A 17240-nucleotide genomic window follows, 5' to 3' on the forward strand; every position below is an offset into this window, starting at 1 on the left:
CACCCGGCCCCCGTCACACCCCCGGGAGCCGCCCGACCCGCACCGCGTCGCAGATCCGCTCCCCCGCCCGCGCCCCGCCGACGACTGCGTCACACACGTGCCGCACCCACAGTGCCACGCCCTCCGGGGTCCCCGTGGCGTAGGCCGCAGCGGCCCCCAGGTACTCCACCCCGCCGCCCGGGCGGTGCCCCGCCTCGACCACCGCCACCCCCATCGGGTCGAGCCCGCGGGAACGCACCACGGCCCGTTGCACCGCCCGCGCCACCACGCCGTTGCCACGCACGAAGGGACGCACCGCCAGCACCTCGGCGTGGGCCACGGCCGCCACCACCACCGCCGGCACCTCGGGGGGCGCGGTGAGCACCTCGCGCAGCCCAGCCAGCCGCTGCTGCACCTGCCGCACGTCCGGCGCCGGACCCATCTCCGTGAGCTCCCGCACCTGCTCCCCCTCGGCGCGGGGACGCCCCAGCTGGTCGTCGGCCACCAGCCCCCGGGCCGCGGCGGTGTGCAGGCGCGCCAGCACCTGGCTCGGCGAGGAACCCACCAACCCCTCCAGGTGCACCGCCTCCTCGGTGGCCCGCACCGCGCCCCGCACCACCGCCTCCACCGGGTCGGGCTCCGCCGACCAGGCGCGCGCCCCCACCATCGCCTCGCGCACCCAGTCCACGGGCAGCTCGGCCCCCTCCAACGATGCCGACGCCCACGCCCCGTGCACCCGCGCCTCGGTGGCGCACTCGGCGGAGCGCCGGCGCAGCGCCTCGTGCCAGCGCAGGGCGGTGCAGGCGTCGCGCGCCGCGTCGGCCGCCTCCCGCACGCCGGGCAGCTCCGCCACGCGCAGCAGGGGGTGGGCGGAGGACGACGTGGGGGGCTGGACCATGCGCACAGCGTAGGGACCGGTCCCGGCGTGAGACGCGGCACTGTGCGGGGTGTGGACTGGCGCCCCGGCACGGCGGGGCGCACAATCGGGAGAAGACTCACTAGCATTGCCGCAGAACCGACGACGGGAGTAGTCATGGCCATCCCGGCCTCCAAGACCAACGTTTCCACCACCGGCCGCACCTCCGCGTCCGTGACCGAGCGCGCGAACGAGCGGTCCCTCGGCCAGATCGTCAGCGATGCCGCCGCCAACGCCCAGTCCCTGGTCCGCGACGAGATCGCCCTGGCCAAGGCCGAGATCAACCAGGACGTCCAGAAGGGCATCAAGACCGGCGCCGGCTTCGGCATCGCCGCCGTGCTCGCCGCCTACGGCTTCGGCATCCTGCTCATCGCCGCCGCCCTGGCGCTGGCCCTGGTGCTGCCGCACTGGGCCGCCTTCCTCATCGTGGCCGCCGTGCTCTTCGTCTTCGCCGGCATCGGCGCCCTGTTCGGCCTTTCGCAGATGAAGAAGATCAAGGGCAAGCCGGAGCGCGCCATCAAGGCCGCCGACCGCACCCAGAAGACGCTCAAGGCCGCGGCCGACCCCAACACCACCACGCCGCGCTCCTGAGGTCCCGCCGGGACTGCGACGCACCGCGACGGCGGTCACCCCACCGGGGTGGCCGCCGTCGCCGCGTCCGGGGCCGGTTCCGGCTCCCTCAGCGGTAGCCGTCCGGCACGTCGCGCACGTCGCGCGGGTCCCACGGCCGGTCGAGCCCACCGAGGCGCAGCACGGTGGAGAGCAGCCACCCCGTGTACCCCCAGACGAACAGTCCGTCCACGTCGAAACCCGGCGTCGTGCGCCCCACCCCGGGTAGCCGGGCGGTGAAGCGCCGCGCCGGGTCCACCAGGTGGCCCAGCGGCACCACGTGGATGCTGGCGACCTCCAGCTCGCTGCCCACGGACAGGGCGTGCGGCCGCTCCCACCAACCCACCACCGGGGTCACCGGGCGGAAGCTGGGCGCCACGGGCAACCGCGGCAGGCGGGCCACCATCTGCACCGATGCGGGGTCGAGGCACACCTCCTCGGTCCCCTCGCGGAGGGCGGCCTGCTCTGCGGTCTCACCGGCGTCCACCCCGCCACCGGGGAAGGACACCTGGCCGGCGTGGTGCGCCAGACTCGACCCACGGCGGGTGAGCACCACCCCCTCGGGCCCCACGAGCACGAGGACGGCCGCGTCACGGCGAGCAGGCACCCCCTGCGCCGGCGGCGTGGCCAGCGGGCGGGCGAGGCGCTCCATCGGCGCGGCGTCGACGCGGGCCTGCAGGCCGGCGAGCCAGCGCGGCACCTGCAGCGGGTCGCCCGCGGCGGGCTCGTCGAACACCCAGGAGCGATCGGCCTCCGACGGGCTCACAGCACCACCCGTCCGTCCACCGGCTCCAGGCCGCGCGCCCGGGGCGGGAGCACGGCCTCGTCCTCGGGCAGGAACTCCACCGGCACCACGCCCTTGACCATCCCCCACGCCTGCCGGGGCGTGGTCACGCCGGTCTCGGAGGAGGGGCACCAGCGGGCCACGGGGCAGGCGCCGCAGGCGGGCCGGCGGGAGTGGCAGACGCGCCGACCGTGGAAGATCAGGGTGTGCGAGAGGTCGGTCCAGTCGCGGCGGGGGAACAGCTCGGCGACGGCGTGCTCCACCTTCACCGGGTCCTCCAGCGCGGTCCAGCCCATGCGCCGCACGAGCCGGCCGAAGTGCGTGTCCACCGTGAGGCCGGGGGTGTCGAAGGCGTTGCCCAGCACCACGTTGGCGGTCTTGCGCCCCACGCCCGGCAGGGTCACCAGATCGCGCAGCCGGCCGGGCACCTCGCCGTCGTAGCGCTCCACGAGCGCCTGCGCCAGCCCGATGACCGAGCGCGTCTTGGCCCGGTAGAAGCCGGTGCGGCGGATGAGCTGCTCCACCTCGGCGGGGTCGGCGGCGGCCAGCGCCACGGCATCGGGGTAGCGGGCGAAGAGCCCGGGGGTGACGGCGTTGACGGCCACGTCCGTGGTCTGGGCCGACATGACGGTGGCCACGAGCAGCTCGAAGGGATTGCGAAAGTCCAGCTCGCACTCGGCGTCCGGGTGGCGCGCGGCGAGCACCCGGTACATGCGGCGGGCACGTCGCGTGCGGGCCAGGTCGGTCTCGTCGGGGAGCGGGTCGGCCGCGGGCGCACTCACCGGCCCCACGATAGGCCGCCCCCTCCCGCCCCGATCCGCGGGTTCGGCTCTGTGGCGTGGCACACTGCAGGCGTGGACCTCGACATCGTGACCCGTTCGCCCCTGTTCTCCGGCCTGGACGAGGCCGCCGCCTCCGCCCTGCTCGAGCTCACCGAGCGCGGCACCTTCAAGCGGGGGCAGGTCATCTTCACCGAGGGCGACCCGGGCGACAAGCTCTACGTCGTCACCTCCGGCAAGATCAAGCTCTCCCGTACCAGCCACGACGGCCGCGAGAACCTGCTGGCCGTGCTCGGCCCGGGCGAGATCATCGGCGAGATCAGCTTCTTCGACCCGGGTCCCCGCACCGCATCGGCCATCACCGTGAGCGAGACCGAGGTGCTCTCCCTGGCCCACGCCCACCTGGGCCTCTTCCTGGAGCAGAACAGCGGTGCCTCGGTGGCCATGCTCGGCGCCCTGGCCCACCGCCTGCGCCGCACCAACGACTCCGTGGCCGACCTGGTGTTCACCGACGTGCCCGGCCGCGTGGCCAAGGCCCTGCTCGACCTCGCCGAGCGCTTCGGCACCGAGGACGGGTCCGGCATGCTGGTGCAGCACGAGCTCACCCAGGAGGAGCTGGCCCAGCTGGTCGGCGCCAGCCGCGAGACCGTCAACAAGGCCCTGGCGGACTTCGCCTCCCGCGGGTGGCTGCGCCTGGAGGCACGCGCCGTGCGCCTGCTCGAGGTGGAGCGCCTGCGCAAGCGCGCCCGCTGACCCCCCCCACCCCACCCCATGACCCCCTGTGCCCGTCCCGGGCCCAGGGGGTCATGGGGTGCAGCAGGGTGCGCCGCTCAGGCGTGGGCGCGCAGGTACTCCAGCTGCGCCAGCACCGTGAGGCGGGCCGCCGGCCACACCTCGCGCGGCACGTCGGCGTACACGGTGCGCACCACCGCGTCGGCCAGGTCCTCCCCCGGCCCCGGCTGCACCCGCCCCGCCGCGGCGGCGACCTGCTCCAGGCGCTCCCGCCGGTGCTGCTGGTACCAGCCCACCACCCCGGCGGCGTCGGCCACGGACGGGCCGTGCCCCGGCAGCAGCGAGGTCACCTCGCCCGATGCCGTGAGCCGCTCGATGCGCTCCAGCGACCCCAGGTAGGCCTCCAGGTCGCCGTCCGGGTGGGCCACCACGGTGGACCCGCGGCCCAGCACGGTGTCACCGGTGAGCAGGTGGTTCTCGGCCGGCAGCACGAACGAGACGGAGTCCGCGGTGTGGCCGGGCGTGGGCACCACCACCAGGTCGAGCCCGCCCACGCTGAGGTGGTCGCCGGCCACGAGGTCGTCCTCCCCGCCCCGCACCACGGCACGCCGCACGGGCGCCCCGGTGAGGCGGTGGAAGGTGTCGGCCCCCTCGGCGTGGTCGCTGTGCCCGTGGGTGAGCAGGGTGAGTGCCACGCGCGCGCCCCGGGCCTCCACCGCGTCCACCACGGCGCGCAGGTGCTCGGGGTGCTCCGGGCCGGGGTCCACCACGACCACCTCGTCGCTGCCGGGCTCGGCCAGCAGCCAGGTGTTGGTGCCGTCCAGCGTCATCGGCGAGGGGTTGGGGCACAGCAGGCAGGTGGCGCGCTCGCCCACCGGGCCGCCGGTCCAGTCGGACCCGTCGGGCAGGTGGCTCGTGGAGGAGCGCACGCTCACCGCCTCCAGGGGGTGCGCATGACCAGACCGTCGGGGGCGTCCGGCCCCACCGGCACCTCCTCGGGCCAGGGCATCACCTCGGGCACCTCGTGGCGGTCGGCCAGCACCTCGGCGGCACTGCCCGCAGCCCGCAGGTCCTCCAGCGCGGCGATGGTGGGCGGCAGCATCAGCCCCGCGTCACCGGCAGCGCGCTCCAGCACCGCTGCAGGACGCTCCCAGCTGGCCGACACGGCCTCGCTCGTGCCGTCGTCGGGCTCCTGCCCCTCGGGGATGCGGGCGGCGAAGAACCACGTGTCGTAGCGGCGCGGCTCGCACTCGGGGGTGGTCCAGTGGTCCCGGACGCTGAGGCACTCGGTGCGCACAGTCAGCCCGAGCTCGGTCAGCAGGTCGCTGAACGCCACCTCGCGGGCCTCCACGCGGCGGCGTCCCTCCACGGCGGCCGGGGCACTCGCCTCGGCCTCGCTCACGGGACGTCCGTCGGGGTGGGCGGCCAACAGCACGCCGGTCTCCTCGAACACCTCGCGCGCGGCGGCCAGCACCAGCTGCTGCGCCGATGCCGGCGTGGTGCCGGGCATGCGGGCCGACCACTCCTGCGGCGTGGGCCCCGACCAGGCGGCGTCGGTGACCTCGTCGCGCGGGTCCACCCCGCCTCCGGGGAAGACCATCATGCCCGGCGCGAAGGCCATCGAGGCCGCGCGCGTCTGCATGAACACCTCGACGCCCTGTGCGCCGTCGCGCACCACCATCACGGTGGCCGCGGCGCGGGGCGCCACCGGGGCGGGGCGGTCCGCCTCCGGGGTGTCCAGCCAGGCACGCACCGCCGGCACGAGGGCCGGCGGCATCGGGAAGTCGCGGTGCGGGGTGGTCACGCGGGCCCTCAGGACCGGACGGCCAGGACGACCTCGACCTCGACGGGCGCGCCGAGCGGCAGCGCCGCCACGCCCACGGCCGAGCGGGCGTGCTCGCCGGCCTCGCCGAAGGCGGTGCCCATGAGCTCGCTCGCCCCGTTGACCACGGCCGGCTGGCCGGTGAAGCCGGGCTGGCTGGCCACGAAGCCCACCACCTTGACCACGCGCTCGATGCGGTCCAGGTCGCCCACCACGGACTTGGCGGCGGCCAGCGCGTTGACGGCGCAGATGCGGGCCAGCTCGGCGGCGCGCTCAGGCGTCACGTCGCCGTCACCCTCGCCCACCACGCCGGTGCCGGCCAGGGTGCCGTCGACCACCGGCAGCTGGCCGGAGGTGTAGACCAGCCCGGCGTGCTCCGTGGCGGGCACGTACACGGCCACCGGCTGGGGTGCCGGCGGCAGCTCGACGCCGGCCTCGGCCAGGCGCTGCTCGACGGCCCCCATCAGGCGCTCTTCTCGCGCTTCAGGTAGGCCACCGGGTTGGAGCCCTCGGGCCCCGGGATCACGGTGACGAGCTCCCAGCCGTCCTCGCCCCACTGGTCGAGGATCTGCTTGGTCGCGTGGACGATCAACGGAACGGTGGCGTACTCCCATGTGCGCATGGATCGGAGCCTATAGCGGATGCGGAAAGTACCCTTGGGCGCATGTCCCAGCCCTCCCCCCGGCGCACCTCCCCGTTCCTCGCGCTGTCGGCGTTCGTCGTGGCCTGCCTGCTGGCGGGCCTGCTGGCGGCCGTGCTGCTGGTCCCCGTCACCATCGGGGTGGGCCGTGCCACGCAGGCTGGCACGACCTACTTCGACGAGCTGCCGAGTGACTTCGGCGACGACGGCGTGACCCAGCAGACCCGCATCCTCACCGCCGACGGCAAGCAGATCGCCGCCCCCTTCGGCGAGAACCGGGTGGTCGTGGGCTCCAAGGACATCTCGCCGTGGATGAAGAAGGCGCAGGTGGCCATCGAGGACGAGCGCTTCTTCGACCACAACGGCGCCGACCTCACCGGCATCGGCCGCGCCCTGTTCAACAACTTCGGGGGCGGGGGCACCCAGGGCGGGTCGACGCTCACCCAGCAGTACGTGAAGGTCTCCCTGCAGGACCGCGCCCTGCGCGACGGCGACCTCGAGGCCGCCCGCCGCGCCACCACCCAGAACGGCGCCGCGGGCTACGCCCGCAAGCTGCGCGAGATCAAGTACGCCGTCTCGCTGGAGAAGACCCACAGCAAGGACGAGATCCTCACCGACTACCTCAACCTCGTCTACTACGGCGACCGCGCCTACGGGGTGGAGGCCGCCGCGCAGCACTACTTCAGCGTGCCGGCCAAGGAACTCACGATCGCCCAGGCGGCCACGCTCGCCGGCATCGTGAAGGCCCCCGGGTCCAGCGACCCGGTGCGCCACCCGGAGAAGGCCCGCGACCGCCGCGACGTGGTGCTGTTCAAGATGCACCAGCTGGGGCAGATCACCGACGAGCAGTACGAGGAGGCCCGCAAGAGCGACCTCGGCCTGAAGGTCTCCTACACCCGCCGGTCGTGCGCCACCAGCGAGTACCCCTTCGTGTGCACCTACGTGGTGGAGTGGCTGCTGCGCCAGCCCGCGCTGGGCGAGTCCGAGAACGACCGCCGCACCCGGCTGGACCGTGGCGGCCTGACCATCCGCACCACCTTCGACAGCAAGCTGCTGGACCACGCCGCCCGCGAGCTGCGCGACAAGGTGCCGGCCAAGAACGACGACGCCGTGGCCGCCGCGGCCGCCGTGGTGGAGCCCGGCACCGGCAAGGTGCGCGCCATCGCGCAGAACCGGCCCTACGGCCTGAACAGCGGCAAGGGCGAGACCGCGGTCGGCTACGCGGTGGACCGGCCGTTCACCTCCAGCGGAGGCTTCGCCATCGGTTCCACGGCCAAGCTCTACTCGGCCATCACGGCAGTGCGCGACGGCTTCCCGGTGGACGGCAGGATCGGCCTGCGCGAGACGGTGGACCTCACCGCGCTCAACTCCCGCGGCGAGGAGCGCACCGTGCCCAAGGCCGTGTTCCGTCCGCAGGAGTTCGACCCCTGCGCTGAGGTCAAGGACGGCGAGCTGTGGGCCGTGCAGAACGACCACGGCAGCTTCCGCGACGCGATCCCGTTCAAGGAGGCCACCGAGGAGTCCGTGAACACCGCGTACTCCGAGCTGACCACCGCCCTGAACCCCTGCCGCGTGCGCGACACGATGACGCAGATGGGCCTGCACCGCTCCCAGCTGGACGACCAGGGCCAGTACGTGCCCTTCTCCACCAAGCCCGGCTCGGTGGCCCTGGGCGCCGACGAGGCCAGCCCGCTGACGGTGGCCAACTCGTTCGCCACCCTGGCCTCCGGCGGCATGCGCTGCGATCCCTACCCGGTGGAGAAGATCACCGACTTCGAGGGCCGCGAGGTGGAGCTGGACGCCGAGCACTGCGAGCGCGTGCTCGAGGAGGGTGAGGCCGCGGCGGTGACCGACGTGTTCCGCTCGGTGCCCGAGACCACCTCCGGTGGCGCCTCCCGCGCCCGCCTCTCCGGGGGCCGCGTGTCGGCCGGCAAGACCGGCACGGCCGACGGCTCGGACGAGACCTGGTACACCGGCTACACCCCGCAGCTCGCGGCCTCGGTGTGGGTCGGCACGCCCGACAGTCTGGGCAACCTGCGCGACATCGAGCTGGGTGGCCGGGCCTACCCGGGCTGGCTGTACGGCTCCAGCCTGGCCGCGCCCACCTTCCGGTCGATCATGGACTTCGCCCACCGCGACATGCCGGTGGAGCAGTTCCCGACCCCGCCGGCCGAGCTGACGAAGGGCCACCTGGTGGACGTGCCGGACGTCAGCGACAAGACCGTGCTGGAGGCCCGTGAGGAACTGCGCAAGGCCGGCATCCTGGCGCTCAACACCAAGCCGTGGGCCCCGGGTGACGCCACCATCGAGAGCATCGAGACCACCAACGGCTCCCAGCAGGACACGGCCCAGTTCGTGAAGCTCACGCCGCGGACCGACGCCGAGCAGCCGAGCCCGGACCAGATCCGCAAGGAGCTGGAGGCCCAGGGCGACGGCACGCAGGGCTCGGTGGCCGACGGGAACACCGGCGAGAACTGACCGGTCGCCCCCGGCACACGCAGGGAGGGCGGGCACCCCATCGGGGTGCCCGCCCTCCCTGCGCGAGGTGGCCCGTCGCGGGCCGGGGCTCAGCCCAGGTGCTTCTTCACCGCGGCGGCCACGCGGCCGCCCTCGGCGCGGCCGGCGACCTTGGCCTGCGCGGCCTTCATGGCCTGACCCATCTGGGACGTCTCGGTGACGCCGGCCTCGGCGACGGCCTCGGCCACCAGCGCCTCGAGCTCCTCGTCGGAGAGCTGCTTCGGCAGGTAGCCCTCGATGACCTCGAGCTCGGCCTTCTCGGACTCGGCCAGCTCCGGGCGGCCGGCCTTCTCGTACTCGGCGATGGCGTCGCGGCGCTTCTTGCCCTCCTTGGTGATGACGGCCAGCACCTCCTCGTCGGTCAGCTCCTTGGCCTCGCTGCCGGCCACCTCGGCGTTCTGGATGGCGGTGCGCACCATGCGCAGGGTGGAGGAGGTCACCTTGTCGCGGGCCTTCATGGCAGTGGTGAGGTCGGCGGTGATCTGCTGCTTGAGGTCGCTCATGGGCAGATCATCCCACCGGCCGGGGCCGCTACCCTCCCCGGTGCGATGATGGCGCCGTGGACACCCGACGCCTGCTGACCCGCCTGCGCGACCGCGAACCCCGCCCCGGGGCGCTCGCCGGGGTGGGACGCGGCGCCGCGCTGGGGGCGGCCGCCGTGGCCGGCGCCGGGGCCGCGTGCGTGGCCTGGGGCCACTTCGTGGAGCGCCACCTGTACACCCTGCGCCGCTTCACGGTGCCGGTGCTGCCCGAGGGGGCGCTGCCGCTGCGGGTGCTGCACGTCAGCGACCTGCACCTGGTGCCCGGCCAGCGGCGCCGCATGCAGTGGGTGCACGACCTGGCCGCCCTGGAGCCGGACCTCGTGGTGAACACCGGCGACAACATGTCGTCCACGGCCGCGGTGCCGTGGGTGATGGCCACCTTCGACGACCTGCTGGCCACGCCCGGGGTGTTCGTGCGCGGATCCAATGACTACTTCTCCCCCCGCCCGGTGGACCCACTGAAGTACGTCACCCAGGGCCGGAGCCGCTACGGCGGGCGCACCCAGCGTGACATGCCCTGGCGGGAGCTCGTGGCCGGCTTCGAGGAGCGCGGCTGGGTGGACCTCACGCACCGCCGCCACCGCATCGAGGTGGAGGGGGTGCGCCTGGAGTTCGTGGGCGTGGACGACCCGCACCTGGAGCTGGACGACTACGCCAGCGTGGCCGGGCCGGCCGCCCGCGACGCGGACCTCACCATCGGCGTCACCCACGCCCCCTACCAGCGGGTGCTGGACGCGATGGTGGCCGACGGCGCCGGGCTGGTGATCGCCGGCCACACCCACGGCGGGCAGGTGTGCCTGCCCGGCATCGGGGCGCTGACCACCAACTGCGACCTGGACCCCGGGCGTGTCAAGGGCGTCTCCCGCTGGTGGCCCGGGGCCGGCTCGCGCCCGTCGGCGGCCGCCCCGGACGACGCCGCGTGGATGCACGTCTCGGCGGGTCTGGGTCACTCCCCGATGGCGCCCTACCGGTTCGCCTGCCGCCCGGAGGCGACGCTGCTCACCCTCGTGCCGCGGGGCTCCTCCTCGCCGTCCGCGGACTGAGCCCCACGCCGCCCGACCCGACGACGCACCTGCCCCGACCCGACGACCCGACCTCACCCCGGAGGCCCCCATGACCGGAACCCTGAACGGCCGCACCATCCTCATGTCCGGCGGGAGCCGCGGCATCGGCCTGGCCATCGCCCTGCGGGCCGCCCAGGACGGCGCCAACGTGGCGCTGCTGGCCAAGACCGACACGCCCCACCCGGCGCTGGAGGGCACCATCCACACCGCCGCCGAGCAGATCGAGGCCGCCGGCGGGCAGGCCCTGGCCGTGGTGGGCGACGTGCGCTCCGAGGAGTCCGTCCGCGAGGCCGTGGCCGCCACCGTGGAGCGCTTCGGGGGCATCGACGTGGTGGTCAACAACGCCAGCGCCGTGGACGTCTCGCCGGCCCGCGAGCTGCCCATGAAGAAGTACGACCTCATGCAGGAGGTCAACACCCGCGGCACCTACCTGCTCACCAGCGCCGCCATCGAGCACCTGGAGCGCTCGGACAACCCGCACGTGCTCACCATGTCGCCGCCGCTGACCATGGACCCGAAGTGGTTCGGCCCGCACACGGCGTACACCATCAGCAAGTACGGCATGAGCATGGTGACGCTCGGCCTGGCCGAGGAGCTGCGGGAGGCCGGCATCGCGGTGAACAGCCTGTGGCCGCGCACCATCATCGCCACGGCGGCCATCCGCAACGTGCTGGGCGGTGAGGCCGCCATGGCCCGCGCCCGCGACCCGCGCATCATGGGCGATGCCGCGCACGCCGTGCTGGTGCGCGACGCCCGCGAGCGGACCGGCCAGTTCCTCGTGGACGACGAGGTGCTGGCCGAGGCGGGCGTCACCGACCTGAGCGTCTACGGTGGCTCGCCCGACACGCTGCAGCCCGACATCTTCCTGCCCTGACCCCCTCCGGGTACGCCCGGACCGCCCCGCCTGGAGCCCCGATGTCCCTCGTCATGAAGTTCGGCGGTTCCTCCGTCGCCGATGCCGCGCGCCTCGCCCAGGTGGGTGAGCTGGTGACCGCCGCGATGCCGCGCCGCCCGCTGGTGGTGCTCTCGGCCACGGGCAAGACCACCAACGCGCTCGTGGCGGCCGCGGAGGCGGCGGAGGCCGGCCGCACCGAGGAGGCGCTGGGGCTCAGCGCGCAGGTGCGGCGCGCGCACGAGGCCATCGCGCACGAGCTGCTGGGCGGCGTCTCCCCGGAGCTGGAGTCGGCCTTCGACGCACTGTTCGGCGACCTGGACAGCCTGCTGCGGGCGGTGGCGATCCTCGCCGAGCTCTCCCCGCGCAGCCGCGACGCCATCCTCTCCACCGGCGAGCGCCTCTCCACCCGTCTGCTCTCGGACCACCTGGGCGTGCCGCTGCTGGACGCCCGCCAGCTGGTGCACACCGACTCGCGCCACGGCGCGGCCCGCCCGGACACCGAGGCCATCGCCCGCTCGGTGCAGCGCCGGGCCGTTCCGGCCCTGGAGGAGGCCGGCGCGGCGGTGACGCAGGGTTTCATCGGCAGCGACGCGCACGGCACCACCACCACGCTGGGCCGCGGTGGCAGCGACTACTCGGCCTCCCTGCTGGGGGCCGCGCTCGGCGCCGAGGAGGTGCAGATCTGGACCGACGTGGAGGGGCTGCTCACGTGCGACCCGCGCGTCGTGCCGGCCGCGCACTCGGTGCCGGAGGTGTCAGCCGCCGAGGCCGCGGAGCTCGCCGCGTTCGGCGCCAACGTGCTCCACCCGGCCACCATCGCGCCGGCCATGGAGGCGGGCGCGATGGTGACGGTGCGCCACACCCAGCGCCCCGAGGGCGACTTCACCACCATCCGCCCCGGCGAGGTGGGCACGCAGTCCGCCACCGCCATCGCGGCGCGGGGGCCGGTGACGCTGCTCAACATCACCTCCCCGCGGATGCTGGAGCACGCCGGGTTCATGCAGCGGCTGTTCGACGTGTTCGGCCGCCACGGCGTGGTGGTGGGGCTCATCTCCACCGCCGAGGTGAGCGTCTCGGTGACCGTGGAGGGCGAGGTCGACCTCGATGCGGTGGTGCGGGAGATCGGCGGGTTCGCCACCGTGGAGGTGGCGCGCGACCGCGTCATCGTGGCCGTGGTGGGCGACCGGCTGCGGGCCACGCGCGGGCTGGCGGCACGGGTGTTCGCCAGCCTGGCACCGGTGGCCAACATCGAGATGATCAGCCAGGGGTCCAACGAGATCAACCTCTCGGTGGTCATCCGCGCCGACGAGCGCGACGACGCCCTGCGCGCCCTGCACGCAGGCCTGTTCGAGGGGGACCAGCCCACCGTCTGAGGGCGGAGCGCACCACCACCAGTTGACACGGTGATGCGTCACGCTTATGTTGGTGACAGATCACCTACCAATGGAGGAGTCACCATGACCACGCTCGAGCAGCTCACCGGTACGTACACCATCGACCCGACCCACTCGCGCATCGGCTTCGTGACCCGCCACGCCATGGTCACCAAGGTGCGCGGCAGCTTCAACGACTTCGAGGGCACCGCCACCACCGGCGCCGACCTCGCCGACACCTCCATCGATCTGACCGCCCAGGTGGCCAGCATCGACACCCGCAACGCCGACCGCGACCAGCACCTCAAGGCCGGGGACTTCTTCGGCGCCGACGAGTTCCCCACCCTCACCTTCCGCTCCACCCAGGTGACCGCCACCGACGCCGACACCCTGCGCGTCACCGGCGACCTCACCATCAAGGGCACCACCCGCCCCGTGACCGTCGACTTCGACTTCGAGGGCGCCGCCACCGACCCCTTCGGCAACGAGCGCATCGGCTTCGAGGGCCGCACCAGCATCAACCGCAGCGACTTCGGCCTGACCTTCAACGCCGCCCTGGAGACCGGTGGCGTGCTGGTCTCCGAGAAGGTGGAGCTGGAGTTCGAGGTGTCGGCCATCAAGAACGCCTGATCCCATCCCACCCGCGGCACCCCCGCACTCGATGCCGTGAGGCCCGCCCCGGCGGGGCGGGCCTCACGCGTGCCCGGGCCTTGTGGGGCGACGGGCCGGCTGGGAGCGTGGTGGGCATGGAGATGACGCGCAGAATCATCGTGCTGGACGCCGCCGACCTCGAGGCCGTGTCCACCTTCTGGGCCGGCCTGCTGGACGGCACCGTGGAACGCCAGGACGACGACTGGCACCGCGTGCTGATCGACGGGGACTGGGAGTTCTGCGTGCAGCTCGCCCCGGACCACGTGCCCCCGCAGTGGCCCGACGGGCAGCCGCAACAGGTGCACCTGGACCTCTACCCGTCCGACCTCGAGGCCGCGCACGCCAAGGCCTTGGAGCTCGGCGCGACGCTGCTGCAGACCCAGGACGTGGACCCCAACGGCCGCGGCGGCTTCCGCGTGTACGCCGACCCGGCCGGGCACCCCTTCTGCCTTTGCTGGGAGGGCTCCCCCGGGGAATGAGGGTCCCCAGCCGAGGGCGCGCAGGCCGCCCGGACCCCGTCCGGTCCGGTGCGGTCACCGGCTCATGCCCTGCCCGTCGCGGGGGAACGGGGGCTAGAGTGTGCCGGTCGGTTGCACCCCGGTCGGGGTGCGAGGGAACCCGGTGAGAGGCCGGGACTGACGCGCAGCGGTATGGGCTGTGCGCGGGGACACAGTGCCACTGGCCACAGGCCGGGAAGGCGTCCTCGCGTGGGAGCCCGAGTCCGAAGACCTGCCGACGCTGTTCACCGTCCGCGGGCCTCGCGACTTGGGCCCCGATGAGAGATGTGGGTCACTCCCTTGCCTGATGCTGCCCGATCCCGGCCGCCCACCGCGGTCCTGATGGTCCTGCTCACCCTGGTGCTGCTGGCCAGCATGCTCGCCTCGCTCGCAGTGGGCGCCGTCTCCCTGCCCGTGGCCACCGTGTGGAGCGTCGTTCAGGCGCACCTGGGTGGCCAGCCCGCCGACCCGACCTGGGACGCCATCGTGTGGGACCTGCGCGCCCCGCGCACCCTGCTCGCCGCCGTCGCCGGCGCGGGGCTGGCCGTGGCCGGGGCCGGGATGCAGACCCTGGTGCGCAACCCGCTGGCCGATCCCTACCTGCTGGGCGTCTCCTCGGGCGCCGGGGTGGGGGCGACGGCCGTCATCACCACCGGCGCCCTGTCCGGACTGGGCGTCTGGGCCCTCTCCGGCGGGGCGCTGCTGGGCGCCCTGGCCGCCGCAGCCCTGGTGTTCGGGGTCGCGATGCTGCAGGGCGGCCTGACGCCGCTGCGGCTCGTGCTCACCGGGGTGGTGCTGTCGTCGGCGTTCAGCGCCGTCTCCAGCTTCCTGGTCTTCCGTTCCGGTGACCCGAGGGCGGCCCAGTCGGTGCTCTTCTGGCTGCTGGGAAGCGTCAGCGGTGCGAGCTGGCAGGTGCTGCTGCCCGCCACGGTCACGACCGTGGTCGCCGTGCTGGTGATGGTGGCCTTCTCCCGCTGGCTCGACGCGCTGTCCGCCGGCCCCGACCTCGCCGCCTCCCTCGGGATCCCGGTCAAGGGCCTGCGAGTGGCCCTGTTCGTCGGCCTCGCCGCGCTGGTCGGGGTGCTCGTGGCCGTCTCCGGCGGCATCGGGTTCGTCGGGCTCGTCGTACCCCACCTGGTCCGCATGGTGGTCGGCGCCCGCCATCGGGCCGTCGTCCCCGTGGCCGCCCTGAGCGGCGCCGTCTTCCTGGTGTGGGTCGACATGGCCGCCCGGGTCAGCGTCCGCCCCCAGGAGATCCCGCTGTCGGTGGTCACCGGCATCGTGGGAGCACCGGTGTTCCTCGTGCTCGTCGGTCGCCGCCACTACCGCTACAACGGAGCCGACTGATGCGGCTGCGAACCGACGGCTTGAGCGCCGCGGTCGGGCGGACCACGGTCCTGCAGGACGTCACCTTCGAGGTGCCCTCCGGCACCGTCACGTCGCTGGTCGGCGTCAACGGGTCGGGCAAGTCCACCCTGCTGCGCACCATCGCCGGCATCCGCCCCGCCCCGGCAGGGCAGGTCTGGCTCGGCGACCGGACGGTCGACCGCATCCGGCCCCGCGAGCGCGCCCGGCGCCTGGCCCTGGTCGCCCAGGACGAGGCGCCGCCGGAGGACCTGCTGCTCGGGGAGATGATCGCCATGGGCCGCACCCCGCTGGCCAGGCCGTGGGAGATGGGCGATGCCGACGAGCGCCGGGCCGTGCTGGAGGCCCTCGACCAGGTCGGGCTCACCGGCATGGCCGACCGGCCCTGCAGCGACGTCTCCGGCGGGGAGAGCCGCCGGGCCCTGTTGGCCCGCGGGCTGGTGCAGCAGACACCGATCCTGCTGCTCGACGAGCCCACCAACCACCTCGACGTCGCCCAGCAGCACCACCTGCTCACCCTCGTCCGCGGGTCGGGCCGCACCACGGTGATGGCCGTCCACGACCTCGGCCTGGCCGCCCAGTACAGCGACCAGGTGGTCGTCCTCGATGCCGGCCGCGTCCTCACCAGCGGCACCCCCGCCGAGGTGTTCGCCGACCCGCGCGTGGCCGATGTGTTCTCCGTCCGCTTCGTCACCTTCACCGACCCGGAGACCGGCAGCGAGCACTTCACCTGCCTGCCCCGGACCCCGCAGCCCCACCAGGAGGAAGCATGACCACCCGCACGCTCACCACGGCGGCGCTCGTCGCCGTCATCGGCCTCGGCGCCGCCGGCTGCTCCGGCCCGTCCGGCGCGGATTCCGGCGCCGGCGCGTCCTCGGCCTCGTCCGAGACGGTGACCGTGACCAACTGCGGCCAGGAGGTCACCTTCCCGTCCCCGGTCCAACGCATGCTCGTCAACGACTCCAACATGATCGCCACCACCCTGGCGGTCGGGGCGGCCGACCAGATCGTGGCGGTGACCGGCCTGGAGAAGGACAAGGCGGTCCTCGAGGAGGTCTACGGGGCGGAGGAGGTCGCCGGGCTCAAGGAGCTCGGTGAGGTCGGCATCGGCCTCGAGCCCATCCTCGCCCAGCGGCCCGACATGGTGTTCGCCGGCTACAACTACGGCTTCGGCGAGGGGCGCAACCTGATGCCCGACGACCTCGCCCAGCGCGGCATCGCGCCCTACGTGCTCACCGAGAGCTGTCGCCGTTCCCCCGACCAGGAGGAGCGCGGCGAGATGGACCCCTGGAAGGCGTTGGCCGCCGACCTGACCAACATCGGCACGGTGACCGGCCACGAGGACCGGGCGAAGGAGGTCCAGGCGGACATCGACACCCGTCTGGCCAAGCTCCGCAAGGCCCCCCAGGCGCAGCGGAAGCCGGTGGTGTTCCTCTTCGACAGCGGCACCGACGCCCCCTTCTCCAGCGGCGTGTACGGCGGACCCCAGGGCATCATCGAGGCCGCCGGGGCCACCAACCTGGCCGAGGACGTCAAGGACACCTGGACGGCCATCTCGTGGGAGAAGGTCGCGGCCGGCAAGCCGGACTACATCGCGATCGTCGACTACCCCGGGGAGAGCGTCGCCGACAAGGTCCGCACCCTGCGCACCAACCCCGCCACCAAGGACTTGCCCGCGGTGAAGCAGGGGCGCATCGTCGCCCTGCCCTACGTGGCGTGGACGAGCAGCCCACTCAACATCGATGCGGCCGAGTCCCTCCGGAAGGCCCTCGAGGAGGCCGACCTCGTGCCGGCCAGCGGCATCACGCCCACCCACGACCTGCGCGTCCACCCCTGAGCCGGGTGCCTCCTGGCGGGCACTGTTCCAGCCCGCCGGGAGGCCCCGTCATGGCCCGACCATGGCAGACCGGGCAAAAACGAATCGGCCCTGGCCGCGGATTCCGCTGACCAGAGCCGATTCTGTGTGGTCGGGGTGACAGGATTTGAACCTGCGACCTCCTCGTCCCGAACGAGGCGCGCTACCAAGCTGCGCCACACCCCGAAGGCCTGCCGCCCTCATCGGGCAACCCCGGCAT

General features: G+C 73.8%; 19 protein-coding genes, 1 tRNA gene and 1 riboswitch. Of the genes, 11 read left to right on the plus strand and 9 right to left on the minus strand.

Annotation, left to right across the window (positions count from 1 at the left end; translation table 11 throughout):
* Positions 1-13: 13 nt before the first annotated feature.
* Positions 14-877 carry a Fic family protein gene (locus CYJ76_RS03940; protein ID WP_101849306.1) on the minus strand — a complete coding sequence of 288 codons (864 nt, stop codon included), beginning with the start codon at positions 875-877 and terminating at the stop codon, positions 14-16.
* A 135-nt stretch (positions 878-1012) separates the two neighbouring features.
* Between CYJ76_RS03940 and CYJ76_RS03945 the strand changes: the two genes are divergently transcribed.
* Entirely contained in the window at positions 1013-1486 is a 474-nt protein-coding gene (locus CYJ76_RS03945) for a phage holin family protein (RefSeq protein ID WP_083323630.1), read from the plus strand.
* A gap of 88 nt (positions 1487-1574) precedes the next feature.
* On the opposite strand, the gene CYJ76_RS03950 is transcribed toward CYJ76_RS03945, so the two are convergent.
* Both CYJ76_RS03950 and nth read right to left on the minus strand, forming a co-directional pair.
* Complete coding sequence (locus CYJ76_RS03950) at positions 1575-2270, minus strand: NUDIX hydrolase (RefSeq protein WP_101849307.1); 696 nt, start codon at positions 2268-2270, stop codon at positions 1575-1577.
* On the minus strand, positions 2267-3001 hold the full coding sequence (gene nth / locus CYJ76_RS03955) for an endonuclease III (RefSeq protein WP_070705164.1): 735 nt from the start codon (positions 2999-3001) through the stop codon (positions 2267-2269). Before nth ends, CYJ76_RS03950 begins: the two co-directional genes overlap by 4 nt.
* Positions 3002-3142: 141 nt before the next feature.
* On the opposite strand from nth, the gene CYJ76_RS03960 reads away from it, so the two are divergent.
* Positions 3143-3820 (plus strand): Crp/Fnr family transcriptional regulator, encoded by a 678-nt coding sequence (locus CYJ76_RS03960; protein WP_070705160.1) that lies wholly within the window; start codon positions 3143-3145, stop codon positions 3818-3820.
* Positions 3821-3897: 77 nt separating this feature from the next.
* On the opposite strand, the gene CYJ76_RS13060 is transcribed toward CYJ76_RS03960, so the two are convergent.
* The 4 genes from CYJ76_RS13060 to CYJ76_RS12185 all read right to left on the minus strand — a co-directional run bounded on the left by CYJ76_RS13060 (position 3898) and on the right by CYJ76_RS12185 (position 6243).
* On the minus strand, positions 3898-4629 hold the full coding sequence (locus CYJ76_RS13060; protein WP_083323546.1) for an MBL fold metallo-hydrolase: 732 nt from the start codon (positions 4627-4629) through the stop codon (positions 3898-3900).
* Positions 4630-4730: 101 nt separating this feature from the next.
* Positions 4731-5603: an NUDIX hydrolase gene (locus tag CYJ76_RS03970; RefSeq protein ID WP_101849308.1), complete on the minus strand. Its 873-nt coding sequence runs from the start codon at positions 5601-5603 to the stop codon at positions 4731-4733.
* 8 nt (positions 5604-5611) lie between these two features.
* A complete protein-coding gene (locus CYJ76_RS03975; RefSeq protein ID WP_070705162.1) occupies positions 5612-6085 on the minus strand; it encodes a RidA family protein in 474 nt (157 codons plus the stop codon).
* Positions 6085-6243, minus strand: coding sequence for a DUF4177 domain-containing protein (locus tag CYJ76_RS12185; RefSeq protein WP_141494177.1), 159 nt, complete (start codon positions 6241-6243; stop codon positions 6085-6087). The genes CYJ76_RS03975 and CYJ76_RS12185 overlap by 1 nt, the downstream gene beginning before the upstream one ends.
* 42 nt (positions 6244-6285) lie before the next feature.
* Between CYJ76_RS12185 and CYJ76_RS03980 the strand changes: the two genes are divergently transcribed.
* A complete protein-coding gene (locus tag CYJ76_RS03980; RefSeq protein ID WP_070705163.1) occupies positions 6286-8739 on the plus strand; it encodes a transglycosylase domain-containing protein in 2454 nt (817 codons plus the stop codon).
* A gap of 89 nt (positions 8740-8828) precedes the next feature.
* Here CYJ76_RS03980 and CYJ76_RS03985 read toward each other — a convergent pair whose 3' ends face one another.
* Entirely contained in the window at positions 8829-9281 is a 453-nt protein-coding gene (locus tag CYJ76_RS03985) for a GatB/YqeY domain-containing protein (RefSeq protein ID WP_070705289.1), read from the minus strand.
* Positions 9282-9403: 122 nt separating this feature from the next.
* Here CYJ76_RS03985 and CYJ76_RS03990 point away from each other — a divergent pair, with 122 nt between their 5' ends.
* The 8 genes from CYJ76_RS03990 to CYJ76_RS04025 all read left to right on the plus strand — a co-directional run bounded on the left by CYJ76_RS03990 (position 9404) and on the right by CYJ76_RS04025 (position 17002).
* Positions 9404-10363 carry a metallophosphoesterase gene (locus tag CYJ76_RS03990; protein WP_180802203.1) on the plus strand — a complete coding sequence of 320 codons (960 nt, stop codon included), beginning with the start codon at positions 9404-9406 and terminating at the stop codon, positions 10361-10363.
* Between the two features lie 70 nt (positions 10364-10433).
* Entirely contained in the window at positions 10434-11258 is an 825-nt protein-coding gene (locus CYJ76_RS03995) for an SDR family oxidoreductase (protein WP_070705483.1), read from the plus strand.
* A gap of 41 nt (positions 11259-11299) precedes the next feature.
* Positions 11300-12652: an aspartate kinase gene (locus CYJ76_RS04000; RefSeq protein ID WP_101849310.1), complete on the plus strand. Its 1353-nt coding sequence runs from the start codon at positions 11300-11302 to the stop codon at positions 12650-12652.
* Between the two features lie 84 nt (positions 12653-12736).
* Positions 12737-13282, plus strand: a complete 546-nt coding sequence (locus tag CYJ76_RS04005) for a YceI family protein (protein WP_070705485.1) — start codon at positions 12737-12739, stop codon at positions 13280-13282.
* Positions 13283-13398: 116 nt separating this feature from the next.
* The gene (locus tag CYJ76_RS04010) at positions 13399-13782 is read left to right on the plus strand and encodes a VOC family protein (RefSeq protein ID WP_070705491.1); all 384 of its coding nucleotides are present in this window, start codon (positions 13399-13401) and stop codon (positions 13780-13782) included.
* A gap of 93 nt (positions 13783-13875) precedes the next feature.
* A riboswitch (cobalamin riboswitch) is annotated at positions 13876-14054 on the plus strand.
* A gap of 88 nt (positions 14055-14142) precedes the next feature.
* Positions 14143-15147, plus strand: a complete 1005-nt coding sequence (locus CYJ76_RS04015; protein WP_237769798.1) for a FecCD family ABC transporter permease — start codon at positions 14143-14145, stop codon at positions 15145-15147.
* Positions 15147-15938: an ABC transporter ATP-binding protein gene (locus tag CYJ76_RS04020; protein ID WP_101849311.1), complete on the plus strand. Its 792-nt coding sequence runs from the start codon at positions 15147-15149 to the stop codon at positions 15936-15938. Before CYJ76_RS04015 ends, CYJ76_RS04020 begins: the two co-directional genes overlap by 1 nt.
* A complete protein-coding gene (locus tag CYJ76_RS04025) occupies positions 15935-17002 on the plus strand; it encodes an ABC transporter substrate-binding protein (protein WP_101849312.1) in 1068 nt (355 codons plus the stop codon). The genes CYJ76_RS04020 and CYJ76_RS04025 overlap by 4 nt, the downstream gene beginning before the upstream one ends.
* A gap of 127 nt (positions 17003-17129) precedes the next feature.
* On the opposite strand, the gene CYJ76_RS04030 is transcribed toward CYJ76_RS04025, so the two are convergent.
* A tRNA-Pro gene (locus CYJ76_RS04030) sits at positions 17130-17206 on the minus strand.
* Positions 17207-17240: the final 34 nt, after the last annotated feature.

Source organism: Kytococcus schroeteri (genome assembly GCF_002847825.1).
GTDB lineage: Bacteria > Actinomycetota > Actinomycetes > Actinomycetales > Dermatophilaceae > Kytococcus > Kytococcus schroeteri.